Consider the following 13322-nt stretch of genomic DNA (forward strand, 5'->3'; position numbering starts at 1 on the left):
GTGCACACACTGAGATCATGAAGGTGACCGATACCAGCGACCTGTGGTGGAAGAGCGCGGTGATCTACTGCCTCGACGTCGAAACGTTCATGGACTGGAATGCCGACGGCGTCGGCGATTTCGCGGGCCTTGCGAACCGTCTCGACTATCTGGCCGAGCTCGGTGTGACCTGCGTCTGGCTGATGCCGTTCTATCCGACGCCCGATCGCGACGACGGCTACGACATCATCGACTTCTACGGCGTCGATCCGAGGCTCGGACACTTCGGCGACCTCGTCGAGGTCATCCGGATCGCCCGGGACCGCGGGATGCGCGTGATCGCCGACCTGGTGATCAATCACACCAGCGACAAGCATCCGTGGTTCAAAGCGGCCCGTTCCAGCAAGACGAACCCCTACCGCGACTATTACGTCTGGCGCGATTCGCCCCCGACCGGCGACGGTGCGCCCGTGTTCCCCGATCAGGAGACGAGCAACTGGCAGCTCGACGAGAAGACCGGGCAGTACTACCAGCACGTCTTCTACAAGCACCAGCCCGACCTCAACATCACGAATCCTCTGGTGCGCGACGAGATCGCGAAGGTGATGGGGTTCTGGCTGCAGCTGGGGCTGTCGGGGTTCCGCGTGGACGCGGTTCCGTTCCTGCTCGACGAGTCGGGCGTGATCGACGGATCTCGCCTGCTGCCCGATCCGCACGGCTACCTGCGGTCGCTCCGTTCGTTCCTCGGCCGGCGCTCGGGCGACGGCGTGCTGCTCGGCGAGGTGAACCTGCCCCGAGAGGAGCAGGAACTGTTCTTCGGCGGTGTCGAGGGCGACGAACTCACGATGCAATTCGACTTCATCTCGATGCAGAACATGTATCTCTCGCTGGCGCGGCAGGATGCGTCTGCGCTCATTGCCGCCTTGCAGTCACGCCCCGCGGGCTCGCCCGATTCGCAGTGGGCGAACTTCGTGCGCAACCACGACGAGCTCAGCCTCGACAAACTGAGCGATGCCGAGCGCCAGGAGGTCTTCGCCGCCTTCGGGCCCGAAGAACGGATGCAGGTGTACGGGCGTGGTCTCGTGCGGCGCCTGCCACCGATGCTCGACGGCGATCCGCGGCGCATCCGTCTCGTCTACAGCCTGCTCTTCTCGATGCCGGGCACGCCCGTGCTGTTCTACGGCGAGGAGATCGGCATGGGCGAGAACCTCGACGCCGAGGGGCGGATGGCCGTGCGCACGCCGATGCAGTGGAGCTCGGGCGCGACCGGCGGATTCTCGGCCGCGCGACCCTCGCGGCTGCGCAACGCCGTCGTGACGGGCGGATACGCGCCGGAGCACGTGAATGTGGAGGAGCAGCGCCGCGACCCGTCGTCGCTGTATTCGTTCATCCGGATGCTCGTGCAGCACTACCGCAACGCGCCCGAATTCGGCTGGGGCGCGTTCTCCGTGCTCCCGGTCGAGTCGTCGTCGGTGCTGGCGCACTCGCTCACCTGGAACGACCGGCAGGTCGTGGTGCTGCACAACTTCGCGGCGTCGCCCGTGACGGTGCCGCTCGATCTCGGGCGAGCACATGCCGGGTGCGAACTGAGCGAGCTGCTCACGGGCGAGTCGACGCGGGCGGATGCGTCAGGCCGGGCGACGGTGGCGCTCGACGGATACGGGTTCACCTGGTTGCGGGTGATCCCGGAAGGCGAGCGGCTGCAGTACTGACGGCGACGCCCGGCATCCTGCTTGCCATCGGGGTGCGCACGCTGCCACGCTTCTGACAGAGCAGGACGCGGCGCGACGGAGCGCGGCGCGACGCAGCGGGACGCGTGACGACGGAGCAGGCGGGCGGACATGGACTTCTACGGGATCATCGAGATCGTCGGCCAGGTGATCGACGCCGCGGGTGTCACGGCGATCGTGGTGGGGGCGCTGTACGCCTCTCTCAACGCGCTGACGCGGGGGCTGAGGCGGCAGCATCCGGTGTACACCCAGTTCCGGCGGCTACTCGGGCGCGCGATCCTGCTGGGGCTCGAGCTGCTGGTGGCGGCCGACATCATCCGCACCGTGGCCGTGGCCCCGACGCTGGAGAGCGTCGCCGTGCTGGGGGCGATCGTGCTCATCCGCACCTTCCTCAGCTTCTCGCTGGAGCTCGAGATCACCGGGCGCTGGCCGTGGCAGAAGCCGGTCGTGGGGCCGGTGCCGACGCTGGAGCCGGCGCCCGCGGGTGGTCCGGCCGGTGCGGCCGGCTCGGAGCCGGCAGGCTGAGCGCTTCGGGAGGAGCAGGAGCAGACGAACCCCTGTGCGGGCCGTCGTGTTGCGCAGCTCCTCCCGAAAATCGACAGGGCGGGGCTTGGCGTGGCAATGCAGACGTGGCAGTGCAGCAGCGAGCCGGGGGTCGGCTCGACGAAGCGCCTCAGACGGCCTGGGCGAATCCCGCGGGGGCGTCGGCCGCCTCTGCGAGCGGAGCCAGCGCCTCGGGGATCTCCCAGCCCTTGCGGCGCATCGACTGCGCCCAGAGGCGCCCCGCGCGATACGACGAGCGAACCAGCGGACCCGCAAGAACACCGAGGAACCCGATCTGCTCGGCCTCCTCCTTGATGTCGACGAACTCCTCCGGCCGCACCCACGACGCCACCGGCAGGTGTCGCGGCGACGGCCGCAGGTACTGCGTGACCGTGATGATGTCGCAACCGGCGTCGTGCAGGTCGCGCAGCGCCTCCGAGATCTCGGCCCGGGTCTCGCCCATGCCCAGGATGAGGTTCGACTTCGTGATCAACCGCGCCGACCGAGCCTGCGTCAGCACGTCGAGCGAGCGTTCGTAACGGAAGGCGGGCCGGATGCGCTTGAAGATGCGCGGCACCGTCTCCACGTTGTGGGCGAACACCTCGGGCCGCGAATCGAACACCACCTGCAGCAACGACGGGTTGCCCGAGAAGTCGGTGGCGAGGATCTCGACGCCCGTTCCCGGGTTCAGCTCATGGATCTTGCGCACCGTCTCGGCGTGCAGCCACGCACCCTCGTCGGGCAGATCGTCACGCGCGACACCCGTGACAGTTGCATATCGCAGCTTCATCGAGACGACCGACTCCGCGACACGACGCGGCTCGTCGGTGTCGTAGTCGGCGGGCTTGCCGGTGTCGATCTGGCAGAAGTCGCAGCGGCGCGTGCACTGCGACCCGCCGATGAGGAACGTCGCCTCACGGTCTTCCCAGCACTCGAAGATGTTGGGGCAGCCCGCCTCCTGGCACACCGTGTGGAGGTCCTGCGTCTTCACCAGCGCCTGCAGTTCGCGGTATTCGGGGCCGAACTTGGCCTTCGTCTTGATCCACGGAGGCTTCCGTTCGATGGGCGTCTCGGCGTTGCGGATCTCGAGCCGCAGCATCTTGCGCCCCTCGGGCGCGTGCGCGGGCGCGCTCCCCGGAGTCGTGGCGGTCGCTCCACCGGCCGGTGCGCAACCCCCGCTCACCGCACGCCCGCCGCGACGACCTCGTGGCCCACGCGCACCAGGTCGCGCATCCGGTCGCCCGGCGATTCGAACTTGGCCATCACCGAGTCGACCACGTCGGCCGGATCGACCCGGCGCCCGAGCACCTCGCTGATGGTCGTGACGCCGGCGTCGCGGATGCCGCAGGCCACGATCCGCTCGTAGGGCTCGAGGCTGTTGCTGCAGTTGAGCGCGAAGCCGTGCGTCGTGACGCCATGGGCGACGCGGATGCCGATAGCGCCGAGCTTGCAGGTGGTGCCCGCGACGGTGGTCCAGATGCCGGAGCGGCCCTCGACCCGGTGCGCGACGACGCCCAGTTCGATCACCACGTCGAGCAGCAAGCTCTCGAGCGAGCGCACGTAGGCGACCACGTCGATCGGATCGGGCAAGCGCAGGATCGGGTAGCCGACGAGTTGGCCCGGGCCGTGCCAGGTGATCTTTCCGCCTCGGTCGACCTCGATCACGGGGGTGCCGTCGACGGGGCGCTCGGAGTCCTCGGTGCGCCTGCCTGCTGTGTAGACGGCTTCGTGCTCGAGCAGCACGACCGTGTCAGGCGCATCCCCTGCCAGCACCTGGTCGTGCAGCCGCGATTGCAGCTCGAGGCCTTCGGCGTAGGGGACGAGTCGCCGCCCCACGCCTTCCACGACGAAGTCTGTCATGGGGCCAGCATAGGTTAATTGTACTGAGTCCAACAATCCATCTTCCTTGTCCGGCTCGAACGAACCTCAATCGCGCTTGCTACGGCGTGCTACGGATGGCTACACTGTAAGAATGACCGCCGTTCCTGTCCGCGAGCTCCGCAATCACACCGCCGACGTGGTGCGCCGCGTGCAGGGCGGTGAAGACATCACCATCACCGCCAACGGGGTCGCCGTGGCGTCGCTCGTGCCGGTGCGTTCCGGAAGGCGGGAGTGGATCGGCCCGGTTGACCTGATCGTGCTGCTCGACTCTCCGGCCGACGCGGGGTTGCGAGACGATCTCGCCGAGCTCGCGGGCGACACCACCGACGAGCTCGGCCCGATCGCGTGACAAGCGAGCGACTCGAGCGGGGTCTGCTCGACACGAGCGTCTTCATCGCCACCGGATCCCGTCGCGTGCTCGATCATTCGAAGCTGCCCATGCGCTCCTTCGTCTCGGTCATCACGGTGGCCGAGTTGCGCGCCGGAGTGCTGGCCGCGCGCGACACCGAGACCCGAGCGCGCAGGCTCGCCACCCTCGAAGGCATCTCAGACGTCGAGGCACTGGTGATTGACGACCGCGCCGCAGCCCAGTGGGCGCGGCTGCGCTTCCGGCTGTTCGAAGCCGGGCGTCGCGTGAATGTGAACGACTTGTGGATCGCGTCCGTCGCCCTCGCCAACGACCTGCCTGTGGTGACGCAGGATGCCGACTACGAGGTGCTGCTCGACCTGGGCGGGCCGGCGGTCGTGCGCGTCTGAGACGGCGGAAAGGCAGCGCGGGCCCGGCGCGGCGGGACAGAATTGACACATGAGTTCCGACCGGAGTTTCGACGACCTGCTCGGCGAAGGCGCTGCGGTGCCGACCGCGGGCTGGGACTTCTCGTGGTTCGAGGGCCGCGCGACCGAGGAGCGTCCGTCGTGGGGATACGCCGGGCTCGCGGCCGACCGGATCGCCTCGGCCGACGCGGTGCTCGACATCCAGACCGGGGGCGCAGAAGTGTTCGCCGGCGCGCTCGCGGCCGCCGGCGCGCGGGACGGCCGCATCCCCCAGACTGTCTGGGCCACCGAGGGCTATCCGCCCAACCTCACGCTGGCCCGCGAGCGCCTGGAACTGTTCCGCGGCGAGGTCGTGGAAGTCGCCGAGAACGCGCACCTGCCGTTCGCCGACGAGCGGTTCGATCTGGCGTTGAGTCGGCATCCGCAGTCCACGAACTGGGTCGACATCGCCCGCGTGCTGCACCCCGGCGGCACCGTCCTCACCCAGCAGGTGGCGGCAGGATCGAACCGCGAGCTGTACGAATTCTTTCTCGGCCCGCAGCCCGTCGACGAGAACACCTCACGCAGCCTCGCGAATCTCGTGGTCGGCGCTCAGGCAGCGGGGCTCCGGGTGGTGGATGCGCTGCACGAGTCGACGAAGGTGGAGTTCTTCGACGTGGCGGCGGTGGTGTACTTCCTGCGCAAAGTGTTCTGGACGGTGCCCGACTTCGCGGTGGAGCGCTACCGCGACCGGCTCGCGGCCGTGCATGCGCGCATCCAGGCCACCGGATCATTCGTGTCGCACAGCGAACGGGCGCTCATCGAGGCACGCAAGCAGTGAACCGGCGAGCTTGACGCCAAGGAAAGATTGTCGATTCTTCTCTTATCGATTCACGAAAAGTCGGCACGTGACCTGCAATCCTGACAACATGGACGACAGAATCACGCTTCGATTCCTCGCGGCGCCCCAGGATGCGGCCGTCGGCGGCACGACGGTCGCGGCCGGCCGGGTGCTGGAGTGGATCGACAAAGCGGGGTACGCCTGCGCCGTCGGCTGGAGCTCGTCGTACTGCGTCACCGCCTACGTGGGCAACGTGCATTTCACCCGGCCCATCGCATCCGGAGAGATCATCGAAGCGCACGCGCGCATCATCCACACCGGACGCACCAGCATGCAGGTGCTCGTCACCGTCGACGCAGCGGATGTGCGCAGTCGCGATTTCGTGCCGGCGACGCACTGCATCCTCGTGTTCGTCGCGGTGGACGATCACGGGCGACCGCAGGAGGTTCCTCCGTGGTCGCCGACGTCGTCGAGCGATCGGATGCTCAATGCCCGCGCCGAGGAACGGCTCGCCCCGCGCCGCGCCATCCGCGACGCCATGCAGCAGCAGGCGTATTCGCCGGAGGGCACGACTCCGAGCACCGTGTTCCGTTTCCTGGCCGCTCCCGGCGACGCGAACTGGGGTGGCAACGCCCACGGTGGAACGGTGATGCGCTGGATCGACGAGGCCGCCTTCGCGTGCGCTGCGGGGTGGACGTCGGAGTCGGCGGTCGCCGTGTATTCGGGGGGCATCCACTTCTACCGGCCGATCCGGATCGGGCACATCGTGGAGGTGGCCGCGCGCCTCATCCACACCGGGCCGCAGAGCATGCACATCGCGATCCACGTGCGGTCGGCGCCGCCGTCGACGCCGCGGGCGCTGGAGCTCACGACGCAGTGCATGAGCGTGTTCGTGGAGCCGGATGCCGCGACCGGGCGTTCGCGACCGGTGCCCGCGCTGACCCTCGTCTCCGACGAGGACCGGCGGCTCGACGCCCACGCCCTCGACCTCATCCGCTTGCGAGCGGGCCTCGAGGCGCTGCCGCTCGCGTCGGCGCCGGTGCCTGCGTAGTCGGCGCCTCGGGGGAGCGTCGGTGCCTCGGAAGGCCGAGTGGGTCAGCCGGCCGTGAGGCGCTCGAGGGCGTCGAGGGCCGGGCGCTGGCCCGCCAGCATCTTCACGCGCGCCTCGGCGAGCGGGAACCAACGCGCGTCGTCGATCTCCGGGAACTCCTGCCGACGGCCCGAACGTGGCGGCCACTCCAGCTCGAAGGTGTTGCTCACGACCGCATCCGGCACAGCGGATGTCTCCGCCGCGAACACCGTGATCACCTTGCGCGACGGCTGCCGGAACTCTCCCAACACCACGTATTCGACCTCCGGCGCAGGCGAACCCGTCTCTTCGGCGAACTCGCGCCGCGCGGCGGCCAGCGCCTCTTCGTCGGCGCCGTACTCGCCCTTCACGACTGACCACGACCCCTCGTCTTTGCGTGCCCAGAAGGGCCCGCCCATGTGAGCGATCCACACCTCGACGCCGCCGTCGCTCCGCCGCCACGGCAGGATTCCCGCGCTCAGCACCGGCATCCGGCACCCCCGAGCCGCGCACGGCGGCGCACCCGTGGTTCGCGCATCGGACTCAGTCCTCCACTGCCAGGGTGGCGGTCGTGCGCATCCGGAGTTCGAGAGCGCCCGGCTGCTCGACGAGGTCGAACGCGACCCGGATCGACGCGAACTCGGCGAGAGAGGCGACATGCGTTCCGCCGCACGGGATGCTGACTGCTCCTTCGGGCAGGTGGCAGGTCCACGTGCGACGCGCGCTCAGACCGCGATCGTCGCCGTCGCGCTGCACCTCGACGCGGGCCCCGGATGCGCTCCACTCCGCGAGCCGCGCGTCGACCGCAGCGGCCAGCGCCTCGAGCGGGGCGTCGCCGCCGCCCGACCCCTCGGTCAGCACCGCCGGCGCGAAGCCCTTCTTCCGCAGGGACTTTCCGATGCGGTAGACGTCGAGCGATCCGTTCGGTTCGATGGTCGACGTCTCGATGGAGAGCTGGTCGAAGTCGGGGTTGCCGCGGCCGTCGCGTGCGACATCCTTCGTCCAGGCGCCGGCGAGCGCTTCGTTCAGCGCGAGCGATGCCAGGTGGCAGGCGGTGTGCCCCGCCGACAGCGCCCGCCGGTGCGCGGCGTCAACCTCGACGCGCGCCGCCGCGCCCTCGACGAGTCCACCGCCCGTCGCTGCGATCGACGTCGCCATCGAATCGCCAGAATCTGTCGCTATCGCTGCCGCCATTCCGTCGGAATGTGGCGATTCGGTGGCGGAGACGGGCGCGAGCACGTGCGCCACCACGAACGCCCAGCCGTCGGCGCCCGGGCGCACCGGCACGGCCGAACCGAGGAAGAGCTGCGCGCCATCCGTGGCCCCCACCACGCAGTCGACCACGGGATGGTCGTGCCCACCCACCGTCAGCGTCGCCCGATCCGCCCCTTGGTCGGGCCAGGCCGCGTCGACCGGATGGCACGCTGTCTCGTCGAGAAGCACCACCACCCTCCCGTCGCCGAGCGGTTCGACGTGCACGACGGTGCCCGACGACACCAGCGAACCGGACGGATAGGTGACGACGGTGTCGACGCGCGGAAGAGCCATGTCGGTCATTTTCCCACTCAATCCATAGCGGGCTCATAGACTGCCTCCCTAGCGTCTATTCGTCGCGGCTTCCTGCCGATCAGACACAGGATGCGAAGCACCTCGGCGATCAGCCGACGCAGCCGGCACGAGCAAGGAGCACCCGCGGCATGAGCCCAGCGAAGTCCGACAAGAGCATGTACGACGGGCTCGCGAAGAAGGACCGACAGGCGCTCGCCCGCGAGATCGCCCGCATCCAGCGCGAAGAGGAGCGCCGGCGCAAGAAGCGCAACCGCGTCATCCTCATCACGAGCCTCTCGGTCGTGGTCGCGCTGGCTCTCGCCGGCACCGGCCTCGCGGTCTACAACGGCATCCGCGCCACCTTCGTCGGCCCGCTGAACATGTTGAGCGACGGCATCATCTTCACGGGTGATCCAGCGAACGCCTCTGCCGCCGAGGGGGCGACCCCGGCGCCGCCCGTCGCCACGAAGACAGCGGCGATCCAGCCGGATGCTCAACCTGTCGCCTCCGACCTCGACACTGCGACCGTGCTGCGCGTCACCGAGTACGTCGACTACTCCAGCCCCGACGTCGCGAAGTTCGAGACGGCGAACGGATCGGCCCTGCAGTCCTACGTCTCAGCCGGTTACGCGAGCATCGAGTTGCACCCGGTGGCCCTCGAGGGTGCTGGGAGTTCCGACAGCTACGCCACCCGCGCCGCCAACACGATCGCCTGCGTGGCGAACACGACCCCGGATGCGGCGCTCGTCGTGCACAACGCGCTGGTCGCCGCGCAGCCCACCCTCCCCGACGGCGGCCTCACCAACGACGCCCTCGTCGCCCTCGTGCAGAAAGCGGGAGCGACCGATCCGGCCATCGCCACCTGCATCACGGGCAACGAATTCGACGACTGGGTGGGGAATGCGACCGCTCGGGCGCAGAAGAGCATCCCGAACTCCGATGTCACGACGCTCACCACGGTGCCGCTCGTCGTCATCGACGGCACGGCCTACACCGGAGCACTCGACGACACCGAGGCGCTGAACACCTTCATCACCGACGTCTTCACCAAGGCGTCGGCTGCGGCCGGCGAGGATGGGGCGGGCACCGAGGGCAGCGGGGCCACCGAGACCCCGGCACCCACTCCCGCCCCCACCCCCGACGGCCCGGCGGAGTAGTCCCGCCGAAACGACGGAGAATTCGACGCTAGGCCGGGTTCGACGGAGTCTGCGCGCCGATTCACGACTGATCTCCGTCGTTTCGACACCGGTGGGCAGGGCGGGGTGGGGCGGGCTGGGCGCGCGCGGCGAGGCGGGGCAGGGCCGGGTGGGGTGGGGTGGGGCGCAGGCTCAGTCCAGGAGCCCGAAGCGGCCGACGGCCTGCTCGGCCTCGGCGCGGTTGGCGACCCCGAGCTTGCGGTAGACGCTTCGCAGCTGCGACTTCACGGTGTTCTGACTCACGAACAACCGGTTCGCGATCTCGGCGACGGATGCCCCGGAGACCAGCTCCGCGAGCACCGAGCGTTCGCGCGGCGACAGCGGCACGGTCGAGTCCATCTCCGGCAGGAAGCTCCCCCGAGCCCGCACCCGGTCGAGTGCGAGCCGGACCTGTGGCGTGATCGCCGACCCCGGAACCGCCGCCACGAGCGCGTCGAAGTCCGCACGGCGAATGACGGTCAGCGCCGAATAGAGTCGCGCGGACTGGATCAGTGTCAGGGCCTGCTGGAATCCTTCCGCTGCCTCACGCCCCCATCCGCCACGCAGCCGAGTCACCGCGTTCAGCACGAGGGCTTCGGCGATCACCCGCTGCGCCGAGGTCGCGACGGTCAGCAGCGGCTCGACGATGCGAGCCACCGCCTGCAGGTCGCCCGTGAGCATGTCGACCTTCGCCTGCTCGAGCTGCAGATAGTACGACGACGGCGGAATGGATCGCTGCCCCGCGAGCGCTTGCCGCGCCCGCGCCGGCTGCTCCAGCTCGATGTGCAGCTCAGCCCGTGCCACGGCGATGAAGTGTGCGCTGATTCCTTCCGCGGTCAGCTCGGGCGGCCTGCTCTGCACGGCCGAGTCGATCTGCGTCAGCACCCGCCAGGCGTCACCCGTGTGCCGGGCGAGCCGGGCACGGAGATAGAGGATGACGGCCCAGTATTCGGGCGCCGTGGCCACGTCGGCGTAGACGTCGAGCACCTCGCCGGCCTCGTCGTATTCGAGCCGGTCGATGTGCCCGAGGGCTCGGCTGAGGTGCGCGGTGACGCCGTAGCGCTTCGACGTCCAGTCGGGGGGCCCGTCGGGCGCGTCGCCGCGCGGCACCCGGTCGAGCCAGGCCTCCGCCTCGGCGGTCTGCCCGGCGATCGTGTGCAGCCAGGCGAGGCTGCCGGCCGAGCTGCGGTAGATGAGTTCGTTGCCGGTCACCGCGGCGAGGTCGTGAGCATCCTGATATTCGCGGAATGCTTCGGTGCTCTGCCCCGCGGCTTCGCGCACCTTGCCCCATTGACTGTGCAGGTCGGGCAGGGAGTACCGCATCTCGACCACGGCCTCGTCGGTGGCGTCGCCGAGAGCCTCGCGCGCTTCGTCGACCCACCGCACCGCCCGGTCGAGACGTCCGGCGACGCGCGCCGCGGCGGCACGGCTGGTGAGCTCGACGAGAACGTCGATGAGCGCTGTGGAGAGTCCGGGAGGCGCGGTGTCGCGAAAGCGCAGCGGCCGGGGAGCATCGCCGACCGGGAGGTAGCTGAGGTAGTTGTGGGCCGAGATCCAGCGCGGATTCGCGGCCACGACAGCGTCGGGCAGGGCCGCGACGGCGTCACGGATGACGGCCGGATCGGCGATGATGAGCGCCGACCAGTTGCGTTCCATGAGTGTCTGCACGGCGGTCCAATCGGCGCGGGACACCGCATCCTGCAGCTCGCGCGCGATCGCGGATCGCTCTTCCGCGGATTGCTGTTCCGCAGGTCGGCCTTCCGCAGGTCGGCCTTCCGCAGATCGGCCTTCCGCAGGTCGGCCTTCCGCAGATCGGTCGGAGGGGTCGCTCACGAGAATCTCTCTTCCTCTGAGCAGAGCCCCCACCAAGCTCGCTCGTGGGCAGAGCTTCGTCATCCCCTACGAAGTCCGGACCCGCCCGGATGCGCCCACGAGACGAGTGTAGCCCGGGTGAGGGACGAACGGTCACCCTCCGAGCGGCGCCCGATGCGTGCGCGAGGGGGGAACGGGACGCGATACGGCGTTGTCGATTGACGGCGTCGGTGGGTCATGGCATTCTTACTGAACGAATGGTCAGTAAGTAGAGCGCAGTGAGGGTGCCATGGCGAACGCGGATGAGGCCGGCGTAGTGGATGGCACCGATTCAGCCCTGCGTCGGGTCGACGATCGGGCCGACCGGCTGCACGTGTGCCTCGACCGCCCCGCCACACGCAACGCGATCGATCGCGCCCTGGTAAACGAACTGCACGCCGTGTGCGCCGAGCTCGAAGCCGGCCCGCGCATCCTCATCATCAGCGGCGTTGGCGGCGTTTTCGCTTCGGGCGCCGACATCGCCGAACTGCGCGAGCGGCGGCGAGCGGACGCTCTGGCCGGCATCAACTCCCGCCTGTTCGCACGGATCGCCGCGCTGCCGATGCCGGTCATCGCCGCGATCGACGGCTGGGCCCTCGGCGGCGGAGCAGAACTCGCCTACGCGGCCGACTTCCGCATCGCCAGCACCACCGCGAGAATCGGCAACCCGGAGACCTCGCTCGGCATCATCGCCGCCGCGGGCGCGAGCTGGCGGCTCGCGGAGCTGGTCGGCGAACCGGTGGCCAAGGAGATCCTGCTCGCGGGCCGCGTGCTGAATGCCGAGGAAGCCCTCGCGCTGCACCTGGTCACCGAGGTGCACGAGCCGGCCGCCCTCCTCGCCGCAGCCGACGCCCTGGCCGACCGCATCGCGCGGCAAGACCCACTGGCGGTGCGCTTCACGAAGTCGGTGTTCCACGCGCCCCGCGCGGCGCATCCGGAGGTCGACGAAATCGCTCAGTCGGTGCTCTTCGAGTCGCCGGCGAAGTTCGAACGGATGACCGCGTTCCTGGAGAGGAAGAAGCGGTGACGGCGGCGGCCACCCAGGGCCCGGGCGCGATCGGCGTGCCCGATTACGTCGGCGTGGCCGGCGGCGGGCGGATGGGGGTGGGCATCGCGCACGCCTTCCTGCTGGCGGGGGCATCGGTCACCGTTCTCGAGCGCGACGATGCTGCGGCGGCCCAGGCTCGATCCGAACTGCTGCGCGCCGCTCGAGCGAGCATCGACCGCGAGGCGACCTCTGAGAGCCTCGATGCCCTCGAGCTGCGGATGTCGTTCACCACGTCCGCCGACCCTCTTGCCGGCGCGGGACTCGTGGTCGAGGCAGTGCCCGAAGACTTGGCGCTGAAGCTGGAGGTACTCGCCCGGGTCGAGGCTGTGCTGCCCGGTGACGCGTGGCTCGCTTCGAACACCTCCTCACTCTCGATCGACGACATCGCAGCCACCCTCGATCGCCCCGAGCGCTTCTGCGGCCTGCACTTCTTCAACCCGGTTCCGGCGTCGAGCCTGGTCGAGATCGTTCGCGGGGGCCGGAGCGCCTCCGAGCTGATCGACGCCGCCCGCGGCTGGGTCGAGGCCATCGGCAAGACGCCGATCGTCGTGAAGGACTCCCCGGGGTTCGCGAGTTCGCGCCTCGGGGTGGTGATCGCACTCGAGGCGATCCGGATGCTCGAAGACGGCGTCGCGACCGCCGACGACATCGACACCGCGATGGTGCTCGGGTACAAGTTCCCGGTGGGCCCGCTGCACCTCACCGATCTGGTGGGCCTGGATGTGCGACTCGGCATCGCCGAATACCTCGAGTCGACACTCGGCGAGCGGTTCGCGGTTCCGCCATTGCTCCGCGAGAAGGTGGCCGAAGGCAAGCTCGGGCGCAAGAGCGGCGAGGGGTTCTTCACGTGGCCGGAGTGATCGACGCCCATGTCGCGAGCAGTCGGTTCGCTGCGACCGTGGCG

General features: G+C 69.4%; 14 protein-coding genes and 1 pseudogene. 9 read left to right on the top strand and 6 right to left on the bottom strand.

Annotation, left to right across the window (positions count from 1 at the left end; all coding sequences use genetic code 11):
- The first annotated feature begins 17 nt into the window (after positions 1-17).
- Both N1027_RS02875 and N1027_RS02880 read left to right on the top strand, forming a co-directional pair.
- Positions 18-1691: an alpha-amylase family protein gene (locus tag N1027_RS02875; protein WP_259504975.1), complete on the top strand. Its 1674-nt coding sequence runs from the start codon at positions 18-20 to the stop codon at positions 1689-1691.
- Positions 1692-1820: 129 nt separating this feature from the next.
- Complete coding sequence (locus tag N1027_RS02880) at positions 1821-2234, top strand: DUF1622 domain-containing protein (RefSeq protein ID WP_259504976.1); 414 nt, start codon at positions 1821-1823, stop codon at positions 2232-2234.
- 148 nt (positions 2235-2382) lie between these two features.
- Here N1027_RS02880 and lipA read toward each other — a convergent pair whose 3' ends face one another.
- Together lipA and lipB are read right to left on the bottom strand one after the other, a co-directional pair.
- On the bottom strand, positions 2383-3351 hold the full coding sequence (lipA, locus tag N1027_RS02885) for a lipoyl synthase (protein WP_259504977.1): 969 nt from the start codon (positions 3349-3351) through the stop codon (positions 2383-2385).
- 80 nt (positions 3352-3431) lie between these two features.
- Positions 3432-4112: a lipoyl(octanoyl) transferase LipB gene (gene lipB, locus N1027_RS02890; RefSeq protein WP_259504978.1), complete on the bottom strand. Its 681-nt coding sequence runs from the start codon at positions 4110-4112 to the stop codon at positions 3432-3434.
- Positions 4113-4224: 112 nt separating this feature from the next.
- Between lipB and N1027_RS02895 the strand changes: the two genes are divergently transcribed.
- The 4 genes from N1027_RS02895 (at position 4225) to N1027_RS02910 (ending at position 6778) form a co-directional block, all read left to right on the top strand.
- Complete coding sequence (locus N1027_RS02895) at positions 4225-4482, top strand: type II toxin-antitoxin system Phd/YefM family antitoxin (RefSeq protein WP_259504979.1); 258 nt, start codon at positions 4225-4227, stop codon at positions 4480-4482.
- Positions 4479-4889 (top strand): type II toxin-antitoxin system VapC family toxin, encoded by a 411-nt coding sequence (locus N1027_RS02900; RefSeq protein WP_259504980.1) that lies wholly within the window; start codon positions 4479-4481, stop codon positions 4887-4889. Before N1027_RS02895 ends, N1027_RS02900 begins: the two co-directional genes overlap by 4 nt.
- 49 nt (positions 4890-4938) lie before the next feature.
- Positions 4939-5727 (top strand): class I SAM-dependent methyltransferase, encoded by a 789-nt coding sequence (locus tag N1027_RS02905; RefSeq protein WP_259504981.1) that lies wholly within the window; start codon positions 4939-4941, stop codon positions 5725-5727.
- 88 nt (positions 5728-5815) lie between these two features.
- Positions 5816-6778 carry an acyl-CoA thioesterase gene (locus N1027_RS02910; protein ID WP_259504982.1) on the top strand — a complete coding sequence of 321 codons (963 nt, stop codon included), beginning with the start codon at positions 5816-5818 and terminating at the stop codon, positions 6776-6778.
- A gap of 44 nt (positions 6779-6822) precedes the next feature.
- Here N1027_RS02910 and N1027_RS02915 read toward each other — a convergent pair whose 3' ends face one another.
- Positions 6823-7287: an NUDIX hydrolase gene (locus N1027_RS02915; protein WP_259504983.1), complete on the bottom strand. Its 465-nt coding sequence runs from the start codon at positions 7285-7287 to the stop codon at positions 6823-6825.
- A gap of 52 nt (positions 7288-7339) precedes the next feature.
- A complete protein-coding gene (locus tag N1027_RS02920; protein WP_259504990.1) occupies positions 7340-8353 on the bottom strand; it encodes a metal-dependent hydrolase in 1014 nt (337 codons plus the stop codon).
- A gap of 140 nt (positions 8354-8493) precedes the next feature.
- On the opposite strand from N1027_RS02920, the gene N1027_RS02925 reads away from it, so the two are divergent.
- Positions 8494-9501, top strand: a complete 1008-nt coding sequence (locus tag N1027_RS02925) for a DsbA family protein (RefSeq protein ID WP_259504992.1) — start codon at positions 8494-8496, stop codon at positions 9499-9501.
- Positions 9502-9672: 171 nt separating this feature from the next.
- Here N1027_RS02925 and N1027_RS20080 read toward each other — a convergent pair whose 3' ends face one another.
- Both N1027_RS20080 and N1027_RS20215 read right to left on the bottom strand, forming a co-directional pair.
- Positions 9673-11211, bottom strand: coding sequence for a helix-turn-helix transcriptional regulator (locus N1027_RS20080; RefSeq protein WP_259504995.1), 1539 nt, complete (start codon positions 11209-11211; stop codon positions 9673-9675).
- Positions 11212-11267: 56 nt separating this feature from the next.
- Positions 11268-11330, bottom strand: a pseudogene (locus tag N1027_RS20215) (pentapeptide repeat-containing protein); the annotation flags it as partial.
- Positions 11331-11620: 290 nt separating this feature from the next.
- On the opposite strand from N1027_RS20215, the gene N1027_RS02935 reads away from it, so the two are divergent.
- Together N1027_RS02935 and N1027_RS02940 are read left to right on the top strand one after the other, a co-directional pair.
- Positions 11621-12397 carry an enoyl-CoA hydratase/isomerase family protein gene (locus N1027_RS02935; protein WP_259504997.1) on the top strand — a complete coding sequence of 259 codons (777 nt, stop codon included), beginning with the start codon at positions 11621-11623 and terminating at the stop codon, positions 12395-12397.
- 71 nt (positions 12398-12468) lie between these two features.
- Positions 12469-13278, top strand: a complete 810-nt coding sequence (locus N1027_RS02940) for a 3-hydroxyacyl-CoA dehydrogenase family protein (RefSeq protein WP_372499710.1) — start codon at positions 12469-12471, stop codon at positions 13276-13278.
- Positions 13279-13322: the final 44 nt, after the last annotated feature.

Origin of the sequence: Herbiconiux aconitum, assembly GCF_024979235.1 — a bacterium.
In the GTDB taxonomy this organism is placed as follows: domain Bacteria; phylum Actinomycetota; class Actinomycetes; order Actinomycetales; family Microbacteriaceae; genus Herbiconiux; species Herbiconiux aconitum.

Excerpts from the sequence above, each read along its gene's own strand:
- N1027_RS02925 (WP_259504992.1), top strand. The coding sequence starts at position 8,494 with ATGAGCCCAGCGAAGTCCGACAAGAGCATGTACGACGGGCTCGCGAAG.
- N1027_RS02875 (WP_259504975.1), top strand. The coding sequence starts at position 18 with ATGAAGGTGACCGATACCAGCGACCTGTGGTGGAAGAGCGCGGTGATC.
- N1027_RS02920 (WP_259504990.1), bottom strand. The coding sequence starts at position 8,353 with ATGACCGACATGGCTCTTCCGCGCGTCGACACCGTCGTCACCTATCCG.
- lipA (WP_259504977.1), bottom strand. The coding sequence starts at position 3,351 with ATGCTGCGGCTCGAGATCCGCAACGCCGAGACGCCCATCGAACGGAAG.
- N1027_RS02905 (WP_259504981.1), top strand. The coding sequence starts at position 4,939 with ATGAGTTCCGACCGGAGTTTCGACGACCTGCTCGGCGAAGGCGCTGCG.
- N1027_RS02895 (WP_259504979.1), top strand. The coding sequence starts at position 4,225 with ATGACCGCCGTTCCTGTCCGCGAGCTCCGCAATCACACCGCCGACGTG.
- lipB (WP_259504978.1), bottom strand. The coding sequence starts at position 4,112 with ATGACAGACTTCGTCGTGGAAGGCGTGGGGCGGCGACTCGTCCCCTAC.
- N1027_RS02910 (WP_259504982.1), top strand. The coding sequence starts at position 5,816 with ATGGACGACAGAATCACGCTTCGATTCCTCGCGGCGCCCCAGGATGCG.
- N1027_RS02915 (WP_259504983.1), bottom strand. The coding sequence starts at position 7,287 with ATGCCGGTGCTGAGCGCGGGAATCCTGCCGTGGCGGCGGAGCGACGGC.
- N1027_RS02940 (WP_372499710.1), top strand. The coding sequence starts at position 12,469 with ATGGGGGTGGGCATCGCGCACGCCTTCCTGCTGGCGGGGGCATCGGTC.
- N1027_RS02935 (WP_259504997.1), top strand. The coding sequence starts at position 11,621 with ATGGCGAACGCGGATGAGGCCGGCGTAGTGGATGGCACCGATTCAGCC.
- N1027_RS02880 (WP_259504976.1), top strand. The coding sequence starts at position 1,821 with ATGGACTTCTACGGGATCATCGAGATCGTCGGCCAGGTGATCGACGCC.